Genomic DNA, 22,624 nt, shown 5'->3' with positions numbered 1-22,624 from the left:
ACCAGGCCCAAACACCAACAGCAGCTTGACGAAGAACATAGGGACACTCTCACTTGATGTCGCTTAAACCCGGACGCTCTATCACCTGACGTCGCTTTACCCCGGACGCTCTATCACCTTCCTTTGGGAGGGTGATAGAGCGTTTCCGTTTTTCCCGCATCAAGTGAGCGAGCGTGCGGAAATTTCCTGCATCAAGTGAGAGAGCGTGCGCAAATTTTGCGGCGTTAAGTGCGGGATCGCCGGTGGGTGAAGGGGCACGGGGCGTGGGAGGTAAAGCTTCATCTTTTCTAACCTGTATTGCTTAGAAAACATCGCTTTATCTTATGTGAGTAGAAGCTCATACTGGTGAAAAGACCTCCTCCCACAGCAAAGAAGGATCGGGAAAACCATGACCCACGTTGCAATGGAACCAGCAACTTCAGCCGGTACCGCACCGCAGACCGTCGACGTCGACGTCCCCCAGGCGAAGGCCCTCGCCACCGAAGCAGTCGCCCTGGTCCGGCACTGGCTCACCGAGGCTGCCAAGGTCCCGGTGGACGCCTCCGCCCAACAGCTCGCCGGCGTTCTTAAGGACCCCAACGGCCTGGAATTCACCGTGGGCTTCGTGGACGGCGTGGTCCGCCCCGAGGACCTGAACGTGGCAGCCCGCAACCTGGCGGCCCTGGCTCCGAAAGTTCCGGCCTTCCTGCCCTGGTACATGCGCAGCGCCGTGGCACTGGGCGGGACCATGGCCCCGGTGATGCCGCAGGTTGTTATCCCCATCGCCCGCAAGGTCCTGCGCGAGATGGTGGGCCACCTGATCGTGGACGCCACCGACGCCAAGCTCGGCCCGGCCATCGCCAAGATCCGCAAGGACGGCATTAAGCTCAACGTCAACCTCCTCGGCGAGGCGGTCCTCGGCGAGCACGAGGCATCCCGCCGGCTCGAAGGCACACACACCCTGCTGGCGCGCCCCGACGTCGATTACGTCTCCATCAAGGTCTCCTCCACGGTTGCCCCCCACTCGGCCTGGGCCTTCGACGAAGCCGTGGGACACGTCGTCGAAAAGCTCACACCCCTCTTCCAGCGCGCCGCCTCCTTCGCCAAGAACGGCGGAAAGGCCAAGTTCATCAACCTGGACATGGAGGAATACAAGGACCTGGACATGACCATTGCGGTCTTCACCAGGATCCTGGACAAGCCCGAGTTCAAGAACCTGGAAGCCGGCATCGTGCTCCAGGCCTACCTTCCCGACGCTCTCTCCGCGATGATCCGCCTGCAGGACTGGGCTGCCGAACGCCGTGCCAACGGCGGCGCCGCCATCAAGGTCCGCGTGGTCAAAGGCGCCAACCTCCCCATGGAACAGGTGGAAGCGTCCCTGCATGACTGGCCGCTGGCCACCTGGGGCAGCAAGCAGGACTCGGACACCAGCTATAAGAGCGTCATCAACTACGCGGTGCACCCTGAGCGGATCAAGAACATCCGGATCGGCGTGGCCGGCCACAACCTGTTCGATATCGCCTTCGCCTGGCTCCTGGCCAAGCAGCGCGGCATCGCGGATACCGCACAGCAGGGCATCGAGTTCGAGATGCTGCTGGGCATGGCTCAGGGCCAGGCCGAGGCCGTCAAGAAGGACGTCGGCTCGCTGCTGCTCTACACCCCGGTGGTGCACCCGGCCGAGTTCGACGTCGCCATCGCCTACCTGATCCGCCGCCTCGAGGAAGGCGCCAGCCAGGACAACTTCATGTCGGCAGTCTTCGAGCTGAGCGAAAACGAGGTCCTGTTCGAACGCGAGAAGCAGCGCTTCCTTGCCTCGCTGGACGCCCTGGACAACACGGTTCCGCTGCCGAACCGCCGGCAGGACCGGAACCTGCCGCCGGTCCGGATGCTTCACGAGGGTTTTGAGAACACCCCGGACACCGACCCGTCCCTGCCCGCCAACCGCGACTGGGGCCGGGCCATCCTGGAGCGAGTCCCGTCCTCCACTTTGGGCAATGCTTCCGTGGCGGCGGCTTCCGTCAAGGACGAGGCCACCCTGAACACCGTCATCCAGGCGGCCGTGGAGAAAGGCAAGGCCTGGGGTGCCCTGTCCGGCGCCGAACGCGCCGAGATCCTGCACCGCGCCGGCGAGGTCCTGGAGGCCCGCCGCGCCGACCTGCTTGAGGTGATGGCCAGCGAAACCGGCAAGACCATCGACCAGGGCGATCCCGAGGTCAGCGAAGCGGTGGACTTTGCCCACTACTACGCCGAGTCCGCCCGGAAGCTGGACACGGTCGACGGCGCCACGTTCGTCCCTGCCAAGCTCACCGTTGTGACGCCGCCGTGGAACTTCCCGGTCGCCATCCCCGCAGGGTCCACCCTTGCGGCACTCGCCGCCGGCTCCGCCGTCGTGATCAAACCCGCCAAGCAGGCCGCCCGCAGCGGCGCCGTAATGGTCGAAGCGCTCTGGGAAGCCGGCGTGCCGCGAGACGTGCTCACCATGGTGCAGCTGGGCGAGCGTGAACTCGGCAAGCAGCTGATCTCGCACCCGGCCGTGGACCGCGTGATCCTTACCGGCGGCTACGAAACCGCCGAGCTGTTCCGGTCCTTCCGCCAGGACTTGCCGCTCCTGGCCGAAACCAGCGGCAAGAATGCCATCATCGTCACCCCCAGCGCAGACCTGGACCTGGCGGCCAAGGACGTTGCCCACTCAGCGTTCGGCCACGCCGGCCAGAAGTGCTCCGCGGCCTCACTGGTGATCCTGGTGGGCTCGGTGGCCAAGTCCAAGCGGTTCCACAACCAGCTGATCGACGCCGTCACCTCCCTGAAGGTGGGCTACCCGGAGGACCCCACCAGCCAGATGGGTCCGATCATCGAGCCGGCCAACGGCAAGCTCCTGAACGCCCTCACCACTTTGGGCGAAGGCGAAAACTGGGCCGTTGAACCCAAGAAGCTGGATAACACCGGCCGGCTCTGGAGCCCGGGCGTGCGCTACGGCGTCAAGCGCGGTTCCTACTTCCATCTGACCGAGTTCTTCGGCCCGGTGCTCGGTGTGATGACCGCCGACACGCTCGAAGAGGCCATCGCCATCCAGAACCAGATCGAGTACGGCCTCACCGCAGGCCTGCACTCCCTGAACTCCGAGGAGCTCGGAACCTGGCTGGAGACCATCCAGGCCGGAAACCTGTACGTGAACCGCGGCATCACCGGCGCCATCGTGCAGCGCCAGCCGTTCGGCGGCTGGAAGAAGTCCGCTGTGGGCGCTGGCACCAAGGCAGGCGGACCCAACTACCTGGCCGGTCTGGGCGACTGGACCCCGGCCGCCAGCACCGCCGACGCTCCCATCATGCACCCCGGAGTGCGCCGGATCATCAACGCCGCCAGTGCGGCGCTGGAGCCTGCCGACGACCTGGAGTCGGTCAAACGGGCGCTGGCATCGGACGCGCAGGCCTGGGCTGAGGAATTCGGCACCGCCAAGGACGTGTCCGGCCTCAGCGCGGAGCGCAACATCTTCCGCTACCGGAGCCTGCCAGTCACTGTACGGCTCGCCGAAGGTGCGCCGCTGGCGCACCTGGTCCGGACTGTGGCCGCCGGCGTCCTGGCGGGGTCGGCACTGACGGTGTCATCCGCCGTCGAACTTCCCGCGCAGATTCGCCCGGTGCTGACCGCGCTGGACGTCGAGGTGAGCGTGGAGTCCGACGCCGAGTGGCTGGCTTCCGCGGAACGCCTCGCCTCGGCGGGCAAGCTGTCCGGGGCGCGGATCCGCCTGATCGGCGGTGACGCCGCTGCACTGGCTAAGGCCACAGGCGGCCGTCCCGATCTTGCCGTCTACGCCCACGCGGTCACGGAGGCCGGACGCGTTGAGCTGCTGCCGTTCCTGCATGAGCAGGCCGTCAGCATCACGGCTCACCGGTTCGGCACACCCAACCACCTCTCGGATGCGCTGATCTAGTTCCCGCCCCAAGGGCATACATAAGGTCCGGTGGTTGAGCTTGTCTGGGTTTTGACAGGCTCAACCACCGGACCTCGTTAATGTGCGTCAGCCCAAGTACCAGCCGGGCGGGGTCCAGGTCACGGGAACACTGTGGGCGGAGAACTGTTCGCAATGGGTGCAGGTGTAGGCGACTTCGCCCAAAGTGGCCACGCTGCCGTCCCGCCGGTACGTCGGGGGAATATAGGACTCGAGGTAGACAAATTCATCGGTGCGGCAGGTGTCGCAGGTAGGCTTTCCCACATATCCGGTATCCGTGGTGGCTATCCCGGAGCCGAGTGTTGAACTGCGGGTGGCCGGTGGACGCAGGGTGTTGTGCTGGCGCGCGTGGGTGGAGCTGAGATGGGTGTTCTTGGCTGTCGTCATTGGCTGCCTGTCCCGAGCACGGACCTGGCACGCAGGAACGTGCTCGTGTTAGTGAACCGGCCATCTGCTTGACCCTGGGAAAATCAGCATAGGTGATGCAACCTTCCGACATCAATGGAGACCGGGTTGTCTTCCCTTGTCCGCGGCCTTAGTATCTGCGCTTCCCTGAGGGGACAAAGGGTTTCCCAGGAAGGTGTTCAGCGCCGCCATCCAAGATTCAAACGCGTCAAGATGGGCGTCGTGTGACGCTGCCGGGAGGTCCACCCGCTGCGTCTCCGGCCGGGACGCAACGAATGCAGTTTTCTCTTCCTCAGAAAACATTCCATTTTCGCCATAGACCACCAACGTTGGTGCCCTCACTGACTGCCATTCCTTCCAGCGGGGCTGGATCAGTGCGTGCATGATGCCCACCATGACGTCAGGGTGGAAGCGGGGCCAAAACCCGCCGGCTTTCTCTTCAAGATCAGCGGCCCATGCTTCTGCAAGCGGCCCCGGTCCCAGGAAATCCCTGGCGGCCGGTCGGCTGGAGAACGGGACGGGCCAGGAGCGGAAAAATTCCCCGAGCTGCATATTCTCCATATGGCTGCTGCCCCCAGCGCCGCTCTCGAGCAGCACGAGCCTGGAAACCAGGTCCGGCCGCTTCGCCGCAACCAGCATCGCGGTGTGGCCGCCCATGGACTGGCCAACCAATGCGACAGGAGCGGCCACCGCTGTCTCAATCACGTGGACGACGTCGGCCACAAAGGCTTCGCGCGAGAGGTCGCCAGGGCTGGTGGTGCTTCGGCCATGGCCGCGCAGCTCCACCAGACTCGTCCGGAATCCGGTCAAGGCGCGGGCTGTTGCGAAGAATTCCGTGGCGCTGCCTGCCAGCCCATGCAAAATCACCACCGGCAGGCCCGGCCCACCGGTATCGAAGTAGTTGACCTGGACGCCGTTGCCCACATCAAGGAGATGCTGCTTCCCCACGCCCTCGCCTGGTGTCATGAACTCGATGCCCTGCCGTCACGATCCGCCAGGCGGCGGAGATACGCGTACGTGCTGACGGAGGCAACAACGCCCAAGGCCGGGCCGGCCCAGAGGGACTCCGGAGTTCCCCGGATGATGAGTGCTGCCGCGCCGAAGGTCACACCCAGGAGACCCACACCGGGTGCTGCGGGCAACTGCTCCCCGCTCCCTCCGCTTTTCCGGCGCCACAGTGCCTGGGCCATGAGGAACAGGATGGCACCGGCCCCGAAAGCCAGGGGCCAAGGCCAGTCCGCCACTGCCACAACTGACAACGTGGCTCCAAACGCCGTACTAAGGGCCAGTTTGTTGATCCACCCTCTTGTGCTGGTACGTACTCCCACTCGAATCCCCACGTTCTTGTGTGTAATGGCTTGCCTCGCAGATTCCAAGCCTAGGCCGGACGGTTGATGGTCCGGCCCACAATGGATTGCGTCAGTGCGTCGATGACCTCGGAGTTGGCCAGTGGGTTGCGGATCAGGGTGAAGTCCACGTCGCCCACCGCCGGCAGGTCAAAGCGGCGGGTGATGATCTTCAGGTCTTCCGGCACCAGGGATGACGGCATGACTGCCACTCCGATTCCGGCGCGGACCGCGGCAAGCACGCCGCTGATCTGGCGGGTGGTGCACGTGATGCGCCAGGTCCTGCCGTGCGACTCCAGCGCGTCGATGGCAAGTTTCCGGCTCAGGCTTGGTGAGGGGTACGCGATCAGCGGGACCGGCGCCCCAGGCTCAAGCACGGTCTGTTCCTGCCCCACCCAGGAGAAGGAATCGTGCTGCACCACGGTGCCGTCCTTGGCCCCCGCCACCCACTTCACAAACACCAGGTCCAGCTGGCCTGCGTTGAGTTTCCGGTAGAGCTGGTCGCTCTGGCCCACTGTCAGTTCCAGGTTAATCTGCGGATAGACCTGCCGGAATTCGCGCAGGATCCTCGGCAGGCCGGTGATGGCCAGGTCGTCGGCAGTCCCGAAGCGCAGCCGGCCCCGCATGGCGGAGCCCGAGAAATACCGGGCGGCGGCGTCGTGCGCGGAGAGGATATTCCGGGCAAACCCGGCCATCGCATCGCCGTTATCCGTGAGGCGGACGTCCCGGGTGTCCCGGGTGACCAGCACCCGCTTGGCCGCCGTTTCCAGCTTGCGGACATGCTGGCTGACGGTGGGCTGGGCCAGGCCCAGCCGCTCAGCTGCCTTGGTGAAACTGAGGGTTTCGGCCACCGCCAGGAAGGAGCGCAGCTGGGCGGGTTCAAACACTGGGGACTCCAAGGGCGTGAGTGCGGACATCGGCAGCATTGCAGTTCGCAATACGAGTTATAGGGACAATACGTCTCCATAATCCCGCTGCCCCAGCCTAGCGTTAAGGACATCCCGGACCGACCCCAATTTGAGGACACTCCTGTGGCACCCCCACCGCCGTCATCGGCAACCGTCACCCAGCCCGTCATCGACTCAGCCGCCTCCGCGCCGCCGGACCACCAGACCCAGCCCCTCGCCGTCGTCCCTGAACGCCTGCCGTGGAAGCACACCTTTATCTCACTGACGGTGCCCAACTTCAGGATCTTCGCGGTTGGGCACTTTATTGCAGTGATCGCCATCTGGATGCAGCGCATTGCCCAGGACTGGATGGTCCTGCAGCTTTCCGGATCCGTGACTGCGGTGGGCTTTACAGTGGCGCTGCAGTTCCTGCCCTCCCTCCTGCTGGGACCGTGGGGAGGCATGATCGCGGACCGGTTTGCCAAGCGGAAGATCCTCATCCTGTGCCAAAGCATGGCCGCGCTCCTGGCCGGGGCCCTCGCCATCCTTGCGCTGACGGGAGCCGTCCAGGTGTGGCACGTCTACGTTATTGCGCTGGTCCTTGGCCTGGTCACCGTGCTGGACCAGCCGGCCCGGCAGGTGTTCGTCAACGAACTGGTAGGCCCGACCTATCTGCGCAATGCGATCAGCGTGAACTCCACTACCTTCCAACTGGGCGGCCTGATTGGTCCTGCCCTGGCCGGATGGCTTCTCACCGCAGTCGGTGCAGGGTGGGCTTTCGCCGGCAATGCCGCCGCCTGCTGCTCCACGGTGGCCATGCTCCTGATCCTGCGGAAGGACCGGTTGTTTGTCAGCGCCCCCGCCCCGAAGAGCAAGGGGATGCTGCGCGAAGGATTGAGCTACGCGCTCAGCAAGCCCACCATCTACTGGCCATGGCTGATGGCCGGGTTCATTGCAGTGTTCGCCATGAGCCTGCCCGTGGTCCTGGCCGCGTTTGCCGACCACGTCTTCGACGTCGGGGCCGGAGGCTACGGACTCCTGAACGCCCTCGTCGCGCTCGGAGCCCTCGCCGGAGCCGTGGCATCCACCCGGCGGCGGCACCTGCGGCTGCGTTCGGTGGTGTTCTGCGCCGGGATGTACGGCGTGATGCTCTGCCTCGCGGCCATCGCGCCGTCCATGCCTGTGTTTGGCGCCGTGATGGTGCTGTCCGGATTCTGGTGCCTGATGTTCCTGACCGGCTCCAACCAGCTGGTCCAGGTGAGCTCCAACATGCGGATCCGGGGCCGGGTCATGAGCCTTTACATCATGGTGCTGATCGGTGGCCAGGCCATTGGCGGGCCGATGCTCGGCTGGCTGTCCGAGCACGTCACCCCGCACGCGGCACTGTTGGTGGCCGGGGGCGTCCCGGCGCTAGCCGCCCTGACGGTCGCCGTGATCCTGGCCCGGAAGGGCTCGCTGCTGCTAAAGGTCAGCTTCAAGGACCGCCGCCACCCCGTGAGTATCGTCAGCAAGGCGACGGCGGCCTGACCGCGGATTACAGGGCAGCGTGCGGGTAGGCGGCTTCCCGCTTCTGGAACTCCAGGACGTCCTTGTTCCGGACCACTCCGTCGCGGATCTCGATGGCCCGGGCGATGGTGTCGTTCTGCGCCCAGGCTTCCGGGCCGTCCATAACGGTGGCCAGGAACGGCAGCAGGGCCTGGCTGATCTCCCACGTGGCGGAGTTCCAGAGATACGACGGGCTGTGGTCCACCGCGTAGTAGTTGATGTGGTCACCGACGGTGAACATTGGCTCCGCGAACGTGGTGGACCTGGCCCAGCTGAACCCCATCCCTTCGTCGCAGGATACGTCAACGATCAGGCTCCCTGGGGCAAAGGCTGCGAGATCGTCAGTCTGCAAGTAGGTGAGCGGACTGTTGGGGTCCTGCAAGGTGCAGTTGACCACGATGTCACTCTCGGCAAGGAAAGGCGCCAATGGAACCCGGCCCCGCTCAGTGATGACCTGGCTCAGGAAGGGCGCTTCGTCGTCGTGATCAAACTGGACGATGTTAACCGAATGGATGGGGGCGCCGACGGCGGCCACCCCGCGGTTGGTGAGGACCTGGACATCGTGGACGCCATGGGCATTCAGCGCGGTGACTGCCCCACGGGCGGTGGCCCCGAAACCGATCACCACAGCGCTGAGCCGCCGTCCGTAGTCGCCGGTGGAACCGGTCAATGCGAGGGCGTGCAGCACTGAGCAGTACCCGGCCAGTTCGTTGTTCTTGTGGAAAACGTGGAGGCCGAAACCACCATCACTGGCCCAGTGGTTCATGGCCTCGAAGGCGATCAGGGTCAGCTTTTTGTCGATGGCCAGTTGGGTGATGGCACGGTCCTGGACACAGTGCGGCCAGCCCCAGAGGACCTGCCCGTCCCGCAGCTCGGCGAGGTCCTCCGGCTGAGGCTTGGGCAGGAGTACGACGTCGGCACTTTCCAGCAGCTCCTCCCGGCCCGCCATCCTGCCCACCAGGGTGGACAGGTGCGCATCCGGGATGCCAAAGCGCTCGCCGTAGCCTTGCTCAAGGATGATATTCCGCCGTACTTCGGGCTCGATGCGCTCAAAATGCAACGGATGGATGGGGAGCCGCCGCTCGGCCGGCTTTCGGGTGGAAGCCAGGACGCCCAGGGTCAGCTTGTTTTCAGGGGCGGTCACTTTTTCTTGGCGGCCTTGCTGGACGTGATGTCCAGGGAGCTGGCCGGCGCCGCGGCGGCCTTCTTGTCTGCGCGCTTTTCCTTGATGGACTTGCCGGACTTTTTGGATGCTGCTTGACGCGGGGACTTGTCAGCCATGTTTGCTCCTGTAGCGGAACCGAAGAGGTTCCTGACCTCTGACCATACACCCGGGGACCTAATGGCTCTGGGGTGTCCGGAAGGATCGGCGGAGCAGCGTCCAGGAGTCCGTGGGTCCGGGCGTGGCAGTGCCTGCGCAAAGTGGAGCGGCTGACGGGAATCGAACCCGCGTATCAAGCTTGGGAAGCTAGCGCTCTACCATTGAGCTACAGCCGCAGCGCCCCCGTTTCAGGGGCAGAACATAGCTTAGCGCAGATGTGCCGGCGGGCCGTCCAGGCGGCATGCAAACGGCGCGTGTCCGGTCACCGGGACGTCATGCAGTAACTCTTCAATAACGTCGAGGGCGCTGGCTAGGTAGGCATACGGAGCGCTGGCTAACCTGATCCGGTAGCTGCGGTGCCGGGGGGTGCAGCTGCGCGGCAGGCCGACGTCAACCACGAAAGATCCCGATGGCATTCGCAGAGCATGAGGTCCTCATCCGGCGTGACGCCATGGCTGTGTACCTGTACCTGCTTGACGCCACCAATCTTCCGCTCTGGCGTGACGGCGTCCGCAGGGTCAAGCTGGTGGATGGATCCGAGGGAGCCAAGGGTGCCGTCTACCGGCAGATGGTGGCGGGCCGGTCCGGCCTCAGCATCCCGGCAGACCTGGAAATCACCAGCGCCAGGCCCGGAGCCGAAATCCAGTTCCAGGTGACGTCCGGTCCTGCGATCCGGTCCGGCGGCTATTACCTGAGCACGGAAACCGCGGGGACCAGGGTCCGGTTTGCCCTAGAAGCCCAGCCGGAAGGGCCGCTCGGATTCCTGAACAGGCTCGGCTTCCTGAGCACTATGCTCCAGCGGAGCCTCTGCGCCGAAGTGGCCCAGCTGGAGCGCCTCAAAGACGTCCTGGAACTCCAGCCGGCCATCTAGCCGCTCACTGCGCCAGCCGCTGTCCGGCCCAGGGGCCGGGAATGTTCGACGGCGAGGCGAGGCTTCCCGAGGTCAGGTCCCAGTACTGCACAACGTCGTTGGCCCGGCGCAGGGCAAGGCCTGTGGAGTTCAGCCCGGTAACGTCCTTCAGCGGCCGGATGCCCGTAACATCGGCCCAGCCGGTGGCCACGGTGGGCCTGGCCTCGGCCCGTAAAGCGGTGGTGCCCCAGCCGCGGTAAAGCTGGACCGAGCCGTCGGCGCGGAGCGCCAGCACGTCCTGGAACCCGTCGGCGTCGTAATCCGCCATGGACAACTTCCGCGCGGCACCGATGCCGCCCACCAGGGTGCGTTCGGAGAGGTCGCCCGTGCCCTTGTTCGGATAGAGGTACAGGTTCCCGGCGCCGTCGAGGGCAAGGATCTGGGGAAGCCGGTTGTTGGCGCACCAGCCGCCCACGGCGAGAGTCAGGGTGTCCCATCCTCCGTTCCCGAGGGTAACGGGGGACTGGAAGCCTCCGGCAGCGATGCCGCGGTGCAGGGTCAGCGTTCCGTTGGTCCATTGCGTCAGGAGGTCGAAGGCGCCGTCACGGTCCCAGTCCGGGGTGAAGACTTCCTTGGCTCCCGTGAAGCCGGAGCCAATGACTTTGGTTGCCGCGAAGGTGCGTGCGCCCGTGGCGGCCCTGGCCAGGAGCTGGCCGCCGGAATCTACCGTCACCAGGTCACCCGGTCCCTTGATTGCCGCCGCGGAGAGGTCCAGTGTGGGCGGCATGTGCCGGACGGGAGCATCACACATGCTCGGCGCGGGCAGTGGGAAAGCACCTCCGGACCCGGTGCCGCCGGACCCCGCGCCGCCGGGGGAATTGACGGTGCCGGCGGGAAGGGTGGTGTAGCCGAAGAAGTTCACCACGCCCCAGATCTGGTAGGTGGAGTTGGTGTAGGAAATTCCGGCACCCATCACGTTGAAGCGCGGATCGAGCAGCATGGCATTGTGGCCGGGCGACCCCTTCCACCACTCCACCAGCTGCGCGGCGTCCCGGTCCGTGCGGATGGCAATGACTTCGCCGGCGCCGTTGTTGGGATTCATGGCACGGGAGTCGGTCCAGAAGTTGGCGCGGTGCTCAATCACCTCGCGTGCGGCGATGCTGTCCGACCATTCCTGCGCCAAGCCCGCCACCGTGGGGTGGTATTTGACCGGGTTCAGGCCTTTGGACACCCTGTATTCGTTGATCCTGTTGAACACGGTGAGAACTGCCGCCGCGTTGTTGTCCGGCACCAGGGCCTCTGGCGCGGGCAGGGTTTGAGTGGATTCAGGCGCCGCAAGCCGGGTGGTTGCGGGCGCTCCCAGTTCTTCATCAGGTGCCCAAAGCGGCGGAATCGAGGGCACCGCCGGTGCAGGTTCGGGGGAGGTTGGGGTGGGCGCTGCCAGTGCCTCGGTTCCGGCCGGAGCTGTGGGCGGCTGCCCGGCAAGAGGCTGGACTGTAGCAGGCTGGGCTGGGCTGGGTTGCGTTGTCAGCACACTGGCCCCGGACGGGGAGGCCGGCCGGATGTCAGGATCGACGGCCGGGGTGAGCCGGGCCAAGGCTGAAGGGTCGCGCCGAACGGCTGCGGGGTCGGCGACCGCTGCCGGGCCCAAGGTGACACCGTGTGAACCTGCAGCGGACAACTGGCCGGCCGGCAACGGTGCGGGAAGGCCTCCCACGGAAGAGGAGACCAGCGCTATGGAACAGAGCACGCCAATAAAAGCGGGCGCTACTAATTTATTCACAACATCCCCAGCTCTGTTGGGCCATCCGGGAGACCATCCGGCGCCTTAATCACTGAGGCAACATTAGCCCCAGCAGGGCACAGCAACAACGAAAGAATGCAGCTGTGGATAACCGATACGGTAATTTGGGACGGTGCTGATCTCTGACCGCGATATTCGTGCCGAAATTGACTCCCAGCGGATCGTTCTTGAACCGTACGATCCGGCGATGGTCCAGCCGTCGTCCGTGGATGTGCGGATCGATAAGTTCTTCCGCCTGTTCGACAACCACAAGTACGCGCACATCGATCCCGCGGAAGAGCAGCCGGAACTGACCCGCCTGGTGGAGGTGGAACAGAACGAACCCTTCATCCTGCACCCCGGCGAGTTCGTCCTCGGCTCAACCTATGAAACTGTCACCCTGCCCGATGACATTGCCGCGCGCCTGGAAGGCAAGTCTTCGCTGGGGCGGCTTGGACTGCTGACGCACTCCACGGCGGGGTTCATCGACCCCGGTTTCTCAGGGCATGTCACCCTTGAACTGTCCAACATGGCCACACTGCCCATCAAGCTGTGGCCGGGCATGAAAATCGGCCAGCTCTGCTTCTTCCGCCTGACGTCTGCGGCCGCGTACCCCTACGGCCAGGGCGACTACGGCAACCGGTACCAGGGCCAGCGGGGACCAACAGCCAGCCGCAGCCACCTGAACTTCCACCGCACGGCAATCTAGTACCGGGCGCGACCTAGGCTTTGGCAGCCACCCTCACGGGCCGCAGCAGGGGCTTGACCAGCGGCTCCACATAACGGGCGGCGAGCGGGCCAACAACGGCCATCAGCAGCACATAGGCAGTGGCCAGGGCTGCCAGCTCATGAGTGACAGCGCCGGAGGCCACCGCGAGTCCGGCAATCACGATCGAGAATTCGCCACGGGCTACGAGCGTCGCCCCGGCGCGGACGCGCCCGGGGCGGGCAATGCCGGCACGCTTGGCAGCCCACACGCCCGTCACCATCTTGGTGGCTGCGGTGATGACGGCCAGCACCAGGGCCCAGCCGAGCACTGGCGGGATGGACGTGGGATCTGTGTTCAGGCCGAACGCCACAAAAAAGATGGCGGCGAACAGGTCCCGCAGCGGTTCCAGGATCCGTGTGGCGTTATGGGCCGTGGCGCCGGAAATGGCGATGCCGAGCATAAAGGCCCCCACTGCCGCGGACACCTGCATGGCAGACGCGACACCCGCCACCAGCAGGGCCGCGCCCAGGACGTTCAGGAGGAAGACCTCCGAGTTCTCGCTGTGCACTGCTTTGGACACCCGGTGTCCGTGCCGCAGCGCCACCATCAGCACCAGGCTCACCACGGCCAGCGCGATGCCCACGGTGGTGAGGCCGCCCAGGAAACTCACCCCTGCCAGCGTGGCCGTGAGGATGGGCAGGTAGACAGCCATAGCAAGGTCTTCGAATACCAGGATGGACAGCACAACGGGCGTCTCGCGGTTACCGAGACGGCCAAGGTCAGTGATGACCTTGGCCGCAATTCCCGATGAGGAGATGTAGGTGACGCCGCCCATCACCATGGCTCCCACGCCGCCCCAGCCCAGGAACAGGGCCAGGGCGGCGCCTGGCAGGAAGTTCAGTACAAGGTCCAGCACACCGGCCTGCCACGAGCGGCGCAGGCCGGTGAAAAGCTCGGCGGCTGTATATTCCAGCCCGAGCATAAGCAGCAGCAGGATCACACCGATTTCCCCGGAGAGGTGCGCGAACTCGTGCATACCCTCGAGCTTGACGATCCCGCCGGCCCCGAAGGCCAGTCCGCCCAGCAGATAGAGCGGGATGGGCGACATTCCGATCCGTCCGGCCAGCCTGGCCAAAAGGCCGAGGCAGAACACAACGGCCCCCAGTTCGATGAGGGTCAGGGCCAACGGGTCCATGGCGTCTATCCGTTACGGAGGATATCGGCCGCCGAATCGAGGCCTTCCTGCGTGCCTACAGCAACAAGCAGATCACCGGTGTGGAGCACGACGTCGGGTCCCGGCGACGGGAGCACCTCACCTTCGCGCATGATCGCCACAATGGAAACGCCGCAACGCGTACGGATGCAGGCTTTGCCCATGGGCTGGTTCTGGAACGGGGAGCCCGGCGCGATGGAAAACTGCCGGGTGACGATGCCGGGAACATCCTTGTGTTCCTCCGTCAGCTTCATGGCCAGGTGCTGCCCGCCGAGCAGGTTGCCCAGGGTTGCTGCTTCATCCCCGGTCAACGGAATTGAGGCCTGGCAGGTATCGGGATCATCCCAGGTGGAAACGATGAGTTCCGTCTGGCCTTCCCGCAGCTCCACAACGCCGATCCGGCGCCCTGAAGCCGTCATAAAATCCTTCCGCCGGCCGAGGCCCGGAAGGTCCGTCTCATCCACGTTCATGATTCCAGCCTAGTCTGACCGGGGCCGATGTGGCGCGGGCGCCGGCAAGTCCGCAGGAAACCCGTTCCCGCCCCTGGCGAGGGGCAGGAATCGAAGCCATGGGGCATGAAAATTGTGGGGGTATCAGGTGGCTGGAACGACGGCGATAGCCGCCTTGTCCGGGGACTTCACCGGCAGCAGGACCAGGAGCCCGGCCAGGAGCACCACCATGATTCCCAGGATGCCCCAGCGCTGGGCTTCGCCCGGTGCCACCAATGGCGTTGCAACGGTAATGCAGAGCGTGAACAGGGCCGGCGCCAGGAAGCTCACGGCGCGGCCTGTGGTGGCGTAGAGCCCGAAGAGCTCACCGGACTCGCCGTGCGGAGCAAGTCGCGCCAGGTAGGCGCGGGACGAGGACTGCGCCGGGCCCACGAAGAGGCACAGGAAGAGCCCGAAGATCCAGAAGGTGGTAGACCCCCGCCATTCCATACCGAAGAAGGAATATTCACCGTTGCCCAGCACCAGGATGACGGTCCCGGCGATTAAGAGCCCCACCAAGGATCCGAGGATGACTGCCTTCGGCCCAACCTTGTCGTCCAGGAACCCGCCAGCGATCGCTCCCACGGCGGCCACCACATTCCCGAAGATGGCGAAGAAGATCACCTGGGACAACTCGAAGCCGAAGGTGCCGGCGGCGATGATTCCGCCAAAGGTAAACACCGCTGCCAGCCCGTCACGGAAAACGGCACTGGCCAGCAGGAAGTAGATGGTGTGCGGGCTGGTGGCGTAGATGGCCTTGATCCGCCGGATCAACAGCCCATAGCTGGCCACGATCCCCAGCCGCCGGGCTTGCGGGGTTTTGGGCAGCTCCGGAACCGCGAAGAGGACGGGCAGGGCGAAGACAAAGAACCACAGGGCGGAGAACACTGCGACAAGCCGGATGTTCAGGCTGTCCCGGGTGGAGGCCCCAAACCATTCGAAGCTCGGCTGGACAAAGAGCTGCAGGACGATCAGGAGCGCCACGATCCCGCCCAGGTAGCCGGCTCCCCAGCCCAGCCCGCTGACCTTGCCGATGTTCTTGGGAGTGGAGATCTGGGCCAGCATGGCGTTGTAATTCACGCCTGCGAACTCGAAGAACACGTTGCCCAGGGCGATAAGCGTCACCCCCAGCAGGAGGAACTCGGGCCGGGGGAAGACAAAGAAACACAGGGCAGTGAGGATGGCCACGGCGGCCGTATTGACTCCCAGCCACAGCTTGCGCCGGCCACCCGCATCCGAACGCTGACCGGTGACCGGAGCCAGCAACGCAATGGCAAAGCCGGCAATGGCAAGCGCACCACCAAGGACAGCCGAGGCCTGGTCTTCACCGCCAAACGCCTTCGAGGTCAGGTACACAGTGAAAACGAACGTGGTCATCACAGCGTTGAAAGCCGCCGAACCCCAATCCCAGGAGGCCCAGGCCAGGACGCGGGCCTTGCTGGTGGCCGTGTTCCCCGATGCAAGCTCGGAGAAGGGCTGCGTTGCCCCGGGAGCGCTGGCGCTGTTCATAGGATGCATCGTATCCGCCCGTGGCGAACAGGCAGGGGAGCTGCGGCCGTAAAACCGGGAAAAGTGGCCGGAGCATACAGCAGCGGCGGCGGAATGGGTACTGAAGCCTTGATAAACTGGCCCCTCCCGAACCTAACGCATGAACCGCCTGCTCCAACTTTTGACAATCGAATCCCTGACGAACGCGGAGATACCAGTGATAACAGTCCTTGCCGTGCACTTTACGGTGGCTGTGCTGGCGCCGTTCCTCTTCAGGACGTGGGGCCGCAACGCGTTCTACATCCTGGCCGCTGTTCCCGCGGCATCCTTCGCCTGGCTCCTGTTCCAGTACGCTCCCATTTATGGGGCCGAGGGCGCGGTGTCCGAGGTTGTGCCATGGATCCCGGGCCTCCAGCTTGAGTTTGCCTTCCGGATGGACGCCCTTGCCTGGGTGATGTCCCTCCTGGTGCTGGGCGTTGGCTCGCTGGTCCTGGTGTACTGCGCACGGTATTTCAAGGTAAAGGACCAGGACCTCGGCGGCTTTGGAGCCCAGCTCCTGGCTTTCGCCGGCGCCATGTTCGGCCTGGTGGTGGCGGACGATCTGCTGCTGCTCTTCATTTTCTGGGAACTGACCACCATCCTGTCCTACCTCCTGATCGGGTTTGCCCGGACCAGGCTGGCGGCGCGGCGGTCGGCGCTGCAGGCGCTGATGGTCACCACTGCAGGCGGCCTTGCCATGCTGGTGGGACTCATCATGCTGGGGCAGGCCGCCGGCTCCTACCGGATCTCGGCCATCCTCGCGCAGGCCCCGGACCTGGTGAACGGGACCTCGGCGGCCATGGTGAGCGCCGCCGTCGTCCTTATCCTGGTGGGCGCCATCACCAAGTCCGCGCTGGTGCCCTTCCACTTCTGGCTCCCCGGCGCCATGGCGGCCCCCACGCCCGTGAGCGCCTACCTGCACGCCGCCGCGATGGTGAAAGCGGGAATCTATCTCGTTGCGCGGCTGGCCCCGGGCTTCGCCGAAACGTCCTTCTGGCAGCCGGTGGTGCTGGGCCTGGGGCTGGCGACGATGCTGGTGGGCGGGTACCGGGCGTTGCGCCAGACCGACATCAAGCTCATCCTCGCCTACGGCACGGTCAGCCAGCTCGGTTTCCTCACCATGGTGGTGGGGCTCGGCACCCCGGACGCGGCCCTCGCCGGCCTTGCGATGCTGCTGGCCCACGGCCTCTTCAAAGCCACCCTGTTCCTCGTGGTGGGCATTATCGACCACCAGTCGGGCACCCGCGACGTCACCAAGCTCTCCGGGGTCTTCCGGTCCTCGCGGGCACTGGGCATCGTGGCCGTCATCGGTGCCGCCTCCATGGCCGGTGTTCCGCTCCTGGGCGGTTTTGTGGCCAAGGAGTCGGTGCTGGAGGCGTTCGTCCACCACGCCGGTGACCCCGAGGCCGGTGTTTGGGGCATGGTGGTCCTGGCCGGTCTGGTCCTGGGATCCGTCCTGACCTTCGCGTACAGCGCCCGCTTTATGTGGGGGGCCTTTGCCACCAAGCCGGGCGTTGAACCCACGCCTTTCAAGGCCATCAGCCCTTCATTCCTGGCAGCGCCCGCCATCCTCAGCCTCCTCACCATCGCGTACGGCCTCTGGCCGGTGCCCGTTGACGCCTGGATCCAGCCGTACGCAGCGCTGTTCGCGTCCACCGCGGCCGACGCCGGCACCCCCGCTGAGCAGGCCGGCCACCTCGCGCTGTGGCATGGCTTCACGCCGGCACTGGGACTGACAGCCCTCACCTTCGCGCTGGGCCTGGCCATGTACTTCGGCCGCAATGCCGTGGCCCGGGTGCAGTCGCTGGTGCCGCCGTGGGTGGACGCGGACAAGGCCTACCAGCTCACGATCGGTGCGCTGGATGACGTGGCGGTGTGGATCACCGGCCGCACCCAGCGCGGTTCGCTGTATTACTACCTGGCGGTCATCCTCAGCGTCGCCTTTGTGCTGCCGCTCTCGGCCATCCTGCTGGCGGGCAAGCCCCTGCCGGACGGGATCTACCTGATTGATCCAGGCTCCCCGCTCCAGCTGGTGGTGGGTGCGGGCATCGTGATCGGTGCCCTGGCCGCTGTCAAAGCGAACAAACGGTTCCTGGCAGTGCTCATGGTGTCGGTCACCGGCTACGGCATCGCCCTGATGTTTGCGCTGCAGGGTGCCCCGGACCTCGCCCTGACCCAAATGCTGGTGGAGACCATCATCCTGGTGGCCTTTGTCCTGGCGATGCGCAGCCTGCCCCCGGAGCTGCGCGACCGCACCGGCGGCAAGTACCGCGTGGTGCGCGTGATTATCGGCCTGGGTTTCGGCGTCACAATGGTCTTCGCCGGGATACAGGCCATGGGCGCAAGGATCGCGACGCCGGTGTCCCTGGAGTTCCCGCGCCTCGCCTATGAGGGCGGCGGCGGACTGAACATCGTCAACGTGACGCTGGTGGACATCCGCGCCTGGGACACCTTCGGCGAAATCAGTGTCCTGGCGCTGGCAGCCACTGGTGTGGCAAGCCTGATTTTCGTCCGCGGCCGCGGCGACCGGATCAGGAATTCTGCCACCGTCGCCGAGGGCACCGTGGGCCGGCTCAGGGGAATCGACCCCGGCACGCGGGATGCCGCAGCACTCGCGGTCAGCCGGAAGTTCGCCGCCTCGGCCCGGGACGCCTGGATCGTGGCGGGCCGCACCCTGGCCCCGGAACGCCGCTCCATCATCTTCGAAGTGGTCACCAGGCTGGTCTTCCACTCAATGATCATCTTCTCGCTCTACCTCCTGCTCGCAGGCCACAACCTGCCGGGCGGCGGATTCGCAGGCGGCCTGACCGCAGGCCTGGCCCTGACCATCCGCTACCTCGCCGGCGGGCGTTTCGAACTCCGTGAAGCCACCCCCGTCAGTGCAGGTGCCCTGCTGGGGATCGGGCTGGCACTGGCCGCCGCCTCCGGTGTGGTGCCGCTGCTTCTGGGCGGCCAGGTGTTCCAGACCGCCATCATCGAACTTTGGCTGCCGGTCTTCGGCGACATCAAGTTCGTCACCTCCACCATCTTCGACATTGGTGTGTACATCGTGGTGGTGGGCCTGGTGCTGGACGTTCTGCGGAGCCTCGGGGCTGAGATCGACGAGCACTTTGAACAGCGCCACGCCGATCCCGCCGGCGACATGGCCGACGACGAGCCGGACTTCGCCGGCGACGAGCAGGACTTCGCCGGCGACGCAGCCGCTTCAGAGGACCGCGCCAACGGCCGCGAGCCCGAAGGCCTCGCGGCCGAAACCACCTCGAGGGGCCAAGCATGAGCGTTAACCTGACCCTCCTGATCGTGATGGGCGCGCTGTACGCCTGCGGGATCTACCTGATCCTGGAACGCAGCCTCACACGCGTGCTGCTGGGGCTGATGCTCCTGGCCAACGCCACCAACCTGTTGATCCTGGCAACCGGCGGCTACGCCGGCCTCGCACCCTTTTATGCAAAGGAAACGGGGGCGGAGGATTACAACGACCCCCTGCCGCAGGCGCTGATCCTGACGTCCATCGTCATCTCGTTCGCCGTGACGGCGTTTATGCTCGGCATCATCTACCGCACTTGGGTCCTGGCGCGCCAGGATGACATCCAAGACGACGTGGAAGACCTTCGGGTGGCGGAAACGCCAAGCTTCGACGCCGAGGACGACGCCGAGATCCCCGCCGAAACGTCCGAGTTCCCGGTGGCCACGGTCATGGCAGGCGGCCGCGAGATGCCCGCCGAAAACGCAGCCGCAGAAGAAAAACCCGGCTCCACGAATGTGGCCCCTGGCCCGGAAGGAGGCGGAAGGTGAACATCGCAAGCTTTGCCCCGCTCGCCGTCGTACTTCCCATCCTGGGCGCCGCCCTGACCTTCCTGCTGATCCGGCACTCCCGCGCGCAGCGGGCCGTCAGCATCGGCCTGCTGTCCCTCACCCTGCTGCTTGAGTGCCTGCTGCTGGCCTCCGTGTGGGACGGCGGCACGGCTGCGGTGACCATCGGCGGCTGGCTGCCGCCGTGGGGCATCGTGATGGTGGTGGACCAGTTCTCCTCACTGATGCTGGTGGTGTCCTCGGCAGTGAGCCTCGCCGTGCTGGTTTACGCCACCGGGCAGGGCATGGCCGACGGCGACCACGACGCGCCGGTGTCGATCTTCCACCCCACCTACCTGATCCTCGTGGCAGGGGTCTCCAACGCGTTCCTCTCCGGAGACCTGTTCAACCTCTACGTGGGCTTCGAGATCCTGCTGACGGCAAGCTACGTGCTGATGACGCTCGGCGGGACCGGGCCGCGCATCCGGGCCGGTGTGACCTACGTGGTGGTGTCCGTGGTGTCCTCCGTACTGTTCCTGATCTCCATTGCCATGGTTTATGGGGCCACCGGAACGGTCAACATGGCGGATCTCGCCATCAAACTCGGCGAGCTGGACCAGGGCACCAAAACCCTCCTGCACGTGATGCTGCTGGTGGCGTTCGGCATCAAGGCGGCTGTTTTCCCGCTGTCCTTCTGGCTGCCCGACTCCTACCCCACAGCGCCGGCTCCGGTCACCGCTGTGTTCGCGGGCCTGCTGACCAAAGTGGGTGTCTACGCGATGGTGCGAACCGAGACCCTGCTCTTCCCCGGGGACACGCTCAACACCCCCCTGATGGTGGCCGCGCTGCTGACCATGGTGGTGGGAATCCTGGGTGCGCTGGCGCAGAACGACATCAAACGTCTGCTCTCGTTCACCCTTGTCAGTCACATCGGCTACATGGTGTTCGGCCTGGCCATGTCCTCCACAGCCGGGCTGGGAGCGGCCGTCTTCTACGTGGCCCACCACATCACCATCCAGACCAGCCTGTTCCTGGTGACCGGCCTGATTGAACGCCGCGGCGGCAGCTCGTCCGTGGACCGCCTGGGCGGCCTGGCTAAGCTGTCGCCCCTGCTGGCGCTGCTCTTCTTTGTCCCCGCCATGAACCTGGCCGGCATCCCGCCGTTCTCCGGGTTCCTCGGCAAGGTGGGCCTGATGCAGGCGGGCATTGAGTTGGGCACGCCGCTTGCGTATGCCCTGGTGATCGGTGGCGTGGTCACCAGCCTGCTGACCCTGCTGGCCATCGCCAGGGTGTGGAACCGCGCCTTCTGGCGCAAGCCCTCTGACGCCGAGCACCCGGACCCCGTTCTCCTGGCGGTGCCAGGGGTGAGGGTTGCCGGCCCGGGCGCCAAGCTGAACACCGTAACGCTCCTGCCCCGCACCATGGTGGGTTCCACGCTGGGACTGGTGGTTCTCGGCGTTGCACTGACGGTCTTCGCGGGCCCGCTGTTTACGGTCTCGGACCAGGCGGCACACGACATGCTCAACAGGTCTTCCTACATCCAGGCAGTCCTGGGCGAGGACACCGTAGTGCCCATGATCCTGACGGCCGGAGGAGGAAAATGAGCCGCCGCCGTATTTCGCTGCGCCAGGAACTGCCGCTCCTGGTCTGGCTGGTGATCGTCTGGGGTGCACTGTGGCAGGACTTCAGCCCCGGAAACCTCCTGTTCGGCGCCTTGCTTGCCGTGGCAGTCGCCCGGCTGTTCTACCTGCCGCCGGTAGAGCTGAGCGGCCGCTTTAACATCCTGCACGCCGTCCCCTTCGCGCTGATGTTTGTGGGAAAGGTGGCCGTTGCCAGCGCCCAGGTCCTGTACCTGGCGGTGATGCGCGGACCCCGGGTCAAGAACGCGCTGGTGGCGGTGACGCTGAGAAGCCACCAGGATCTGTTGGTGACCGCCACCGGCCACGTCATATCGCTGATTCCGGGCTCGCTGGTGGTGGAGGTGGACCGGTCAACCTCCACCCTGTACCTGCACGCCCTGAACATCAGCTCGGTTGAGGACGTGGAGAATTTTCGCCAGGAGGTCAGGTCGATCGAAGCCGGGCTGATCCGGATCATGGGCACCCGGGAAGAACTTGAAACCGTACGGTCGGAGGCCGCCGCATGATGCAGACCGTCCTGGTCCTTACAGCCGTGATCTTCTCGCTTGCCGCCGGCGGCGCGATCATCAGGATCGCCCGCGGCCCGTCGCTGCTGGACCGGGTGCTCGCCGCAGATGTCCTGCTCGCCATCCTGGGCGGGGCCTTGTGCGTTGACATGGCCGTGAACCGGCACCTGAACAACCTGATGCTGGTGGTGGCCATCTCTATTATCGGGTTCATCGGGTCCGTGACCGTTGCCCGGTTCGTGGCGGACCGAAGGGAGCAGCCGAATGAGTCCTGACGCTACTGGCCTGGATTTCTGGATCGACCTGTTATCCGCCGTCTTTATGGTGGTCGGTGCCATTCTGTCGCTGGGAGCGGCGATCGGCCTGCTGCGGTTCCCGGACCTGCTCAGCCGCATGCACGCCGCCACCAAGCCGCAGGTCCTGGGCCTGTTCCTGCTGCTGGCCGCGATCGGGCTGCAGATGCGCTCCTGGTGGGTGTGGCCGGTACTGGTGGTGGCCTGGATCTTCCAGCTGCTGACGGTGCCTGTGTCCGCCCATATGGTGGGCAGGGCCGGCTACCGCACCAAGCACCTGCACCGCGAACTGCTGACGGCCGACGAACTGGAGGCTGTAGTGCAGAAAGCCGCCGCCAAAACCGCCCGCGAGGACGGTTCCGGCGACGGCCAGGTGAGGTAACTTCCGCGG

General features: G+C 65.4%; 20 protein-coding genes and 1 tRNA gene. 10 read left to right on the top strand and 11 right to left on the bottom strand.

The window, feature by feature from the left end:
• Positions 1-388: 388 nt before the first annotated feature.
• Complete coding sequence (locus tag QRN11_RS22170) at positions 389-3,910, top strand: bifunctional proline dehydrogenase/L-glutamate gamma-semialdehyde dehydrogenase (protein ID WP_285314514.1); 3,522 nt, start codon at positions 389-391, stop codon at positions 3,908-3,910.
• 87 nt (positions 3,911-3,997) lie between these two features.
• Here QRN11_RS22170 and QRN11_RS22165 read toward each other — a convergent pair whose 3' ends face one another.
• The 4 genes from QRN11_RS22165 to QRN11_RS22150 form a co-directional block, all read right to left on the bottom strand.
• A complete protein-coding gene (locus QRN11_RS22165; protein WP_091421801.1) occupies positions 3,998-4,315 on the bottom strand; it encodes a hypothetical protein in 318 nt (105 codons plus the stop codon).
• A gap of 111 nt (positions 4,316-4,426) precedes the next feature.
• Positions 4,427-5,299 carry an alpha/beta fold hydrolase gene (locus tag QRN11_RS22160; protein WP_142062507.1) on the bottom strand — a complete coding sequence of 291 codons (873 nt, stop codon included), beginning with the start codon at positions 5,297-5,299 and terminating at the stop codon, positions 4,427-4,429.
• A complete protein-coding gene (locus QRN11_RS22155) occupies positions 5,296-5,592 on the bottom strand; it encodes a hypothetical protein (RefSeq protein ID WP_285314513.1) in 297 nt (98 codons plus the stop codon). Before QRN11_RS22155 ends, QRN11_RS22160 begins: the two co-directional genes overlap by 4 nt.
• A 119-nt stretch (positions 5,593-5,711) precedes the next feature.
• Positions 5,712-6,566, bottom strand: a complete 855-nt coding sequence (locus QRN11_RS22150) for a LysR substrate-binding domain-containing protein (RefSeq protein ID WP_091421809.1) — start codon at positions 6,564-6,566, stop codon at positions 5,712-5,714.
• A gap of 144 nt (positions 6,567-6,710) precedes the next feature.
• Here QRN11_RS22150 and QRN11_RS22145 point away from each other — a divergent pair, with 144 nt between their 5' ends.
• The gene (locus tag QRN11_RS22145; protein WP_285314512.1) at positions 6,711-8,093 is read left to right on the top strand and encodes an MFS transporter; all 1,383 of its coding nucleotides are present in this window, start codon (positions 6,711-6,713) and stop codon (positions 8,091-8,093) included.
• Between the two features lie 7 nt (positions 8,094-8,100).
• On the opposite strand, the gene QRN11_RS22140 is transcribed toward QRN11_RS22145, so the two are convergent.
• From QRN11_RS22140 to QRN11_RS22130, 3 genes are all read right to left on the bottom strand, one after another.
• Positions 8,101-9,255 (bottom strand): N(5)-(carboxyethyl)ornithine synthase, encoded by a 1,155-nt coding sequence (locus QRN11_RS22140; RefSeq protein ID WP_285314511.1) that lies wholly within the window; start codon positions 9,253-9,255, stop codon positions 8,101-8,103.
• The gene (locus tag QRN11_RS22135; protein ID WP_167344651.1) at positions 9,252-9,392 is read right to left on the bottom strand and encodes a hypothetical protein; all 141 of its coding nucleotides are present in this window, start codon (positions 9,390-9,392) and stop codon (positions 9,252-9,254) included. The genes QRN11_RS22140 and QRN11_RS22135 overlap by 4 nt, the downstream gene beginning before the upstream one ends.
• A gap of 142 nt (positions 9,393-9,534) precedes the next feature.
• Positions 9,535-9,608 (bottom strand) — tRNA-Gly (locus tag QRN11_RS22130).
• A 233-nt stretch (positions 9,609-9,841) separates the two neighbouring features.
• On the opposite strand from QRN11_RS22130, the gene QRN11_RS22125 reads away from it, so the two are divergent.
• On the top strand, positions 9,842-10,303 hold the full coding sequence (locus QRN11_RS22125; RefSeq protein WP_091421816.1) for an SRPBCC family protein: 462 nt from the start codon (positions 9,842-9,844) through the stop codon (positions 10,301-10,303).
• Between the two features lie 4 nt (positions 10,304-10,307).
• On the opposite strand, the gene QRN11_RS22120 is transcribed toward QRN11_RS22125, so the two are convergent.
• Positions 10,308-12,065 (bottom strand): CAP domain-containing protein, encoded by a 1,758-nt coding sequence (locus QRN11_RS22120; RefSeq protein WP_285314510.1) that lies wholly within the window; start codon positions 12,063-12,065, stop codon positions 10,308-10,310.
• 133 nt (positions 12,066-12,198) lie between these two features.
• Between QRN11_RS22120 and dcd the strand changes: the two genes are divergently transcribed.
• A complete protein-coding gene (gene dcd, locus QRN11_RS22115; RefSeq protein WP_091421821.1) occupies positions 12,199-12,774 on the top strand; it encodes a dCTP deaminase in 576 nt (191 codons plus the stop codon).
• 13 nt (positions 12,775-12,787) lie between these two features.
• Here the strand turns inward: dcd and QRN11_RS22110 are convergent, their stop codons facing one another.
• The 3 genes from QRN11_RS22110 to QRN11_RS22100 all read right to left on the bottom strand — a co-directional run bounded on the left by QRN11_RS22110 (position 12,788) and on the right by QRN11_RS22100 (position 15,984).
• On the bottom strand, positions 12,788-13,969 hold the full coding sequence (locus tag QRN11_RS22110; protein WP_142062492.1) for a cation:proton antiporter: 1,182 nt from the start codon (positions 13,967-13,969) through the stop codon (positions 12,788-12,790).
• 5 nt (positions 13,970-13,974) lie between these two features.
• Positions 13,975-14,457, bottom strand: a complete 483-nt coding sequence (locus QRN11_RS22105; protein ID WP_091421830.1) for a cation:proton antiporter regulatory subunit — start codon at positions 14,455-14,457, stop codon at positions 13,975-13,977.
• A gap of 123 nt (positions 14,458-14,580) precedes the next feature.
• Entirely contained in the window at positions 14,581-15,984 is a 1,404-nt protein-coding gene (locus tag QRN11_RS22100) for an MFS transporter (protein ID WP_285314509.1), read from the bottom strand.
• Positions 15,985-16,180: 196 nt separating this feature from the next.
• Between QRN11_RS22100 and QRN11_RS22095 the strand changes: the two genes are divergently transcribed.
• From QRN11_RS22095 to mnhG, 6 genes are read left to right on the top strand one after another with little or no spacing between them, the layout of a single operon-like run.
• Entirely contained in the window at positions 16,181-19,279 is a 3,099-nt protein-coding gene (locus QRN11_RS22095; RefSeq protein WP_285314508.1) for a Na+/H+ antiporter subunit A, read from the top strand.
• Positions 19,276-19,797, top strand: a complete 522-nt coding sequence (locus QRN11_RS22090) for a Na(+)/H(+) antiporter subunit C (protein ID WP_285314507.1) — start codon at positions 19,276-19,278, stop codon at positions 19,795-19,797. The genes QRN11_RS22095 and QRN11_RS22090 overlap by 4 nt, the downstream gene beginning before the upstream one ends.
• Positions 19,794-21,398, top strand: a complete 1,605-nt coding sequence (locus QRN11_RS22085; protein ID WP_285314506.1) for a Na+/H+ antiporter subunit D — start codon at positions 19,794-19,796, stop codon at positions 21,396-21,398. The genes QRN11_RS22090 and QRN11_RS22085 overlap by 4 nt, the downstream gene beginning before the upstream one ends.
• Positions 21,395-21,940, top strand: a complete 546-nt coding sequence (locus QRN11_RS22080) for a Na+/H+ antiporter subunit E (RefSeq protein WP_285314505.1) — start codon at positions 21,395-21,397, stop codon at positions 21,938-21,940. Before QRN11_RS22085 ends, QRN11_RS22080 begins: the two co-directional genes overlap by 4 nt.
• Entirely contained in the window at positions 21,937-22,215 is a 279-nt protein-coding gene (locus QRN11_RS22075) for an MrpF/PhaF family protein (RefSeq protein WP_091421844.1), read from the top strand. The genes QRN11_RS22080 and QRN11_RS22075 overlap by 4 nt, the downstream gene beginning before the upstream one ends.
• Positions 22,205-22,615: a monovalent cation/H(+) antiporter subunit G gene (gene mnhG / locus QRN11_RS22070; RefSeq protein WP_142062476.1), complete on the top strand. Its 411-nt coding sequence runs from the start codon at positions 22,205-22,207 to the stop codon at positions 22,613-22,615. The genes QRN11_RS22075 and mnhG overlap by 11 nt, the downstream gene beginning before the upstream one ends.
• Positions 22,616-22,624 lie beyond the last annotated feature (9 nt).

This window comes from Pseudarthrobacter sp. fls2-241-R2A-168 (genome assembly GCF_030209335.1).
In the GTDB taxonomy this organism is placed as follows: Bacteria; Actinomycetota; Actinomycetes; order Actinomycetales; family Micrococcaceae; genus Arthrobacter.
This window is presented reverse-complemented; position numbering and strand designations above follow the sequence as displayed.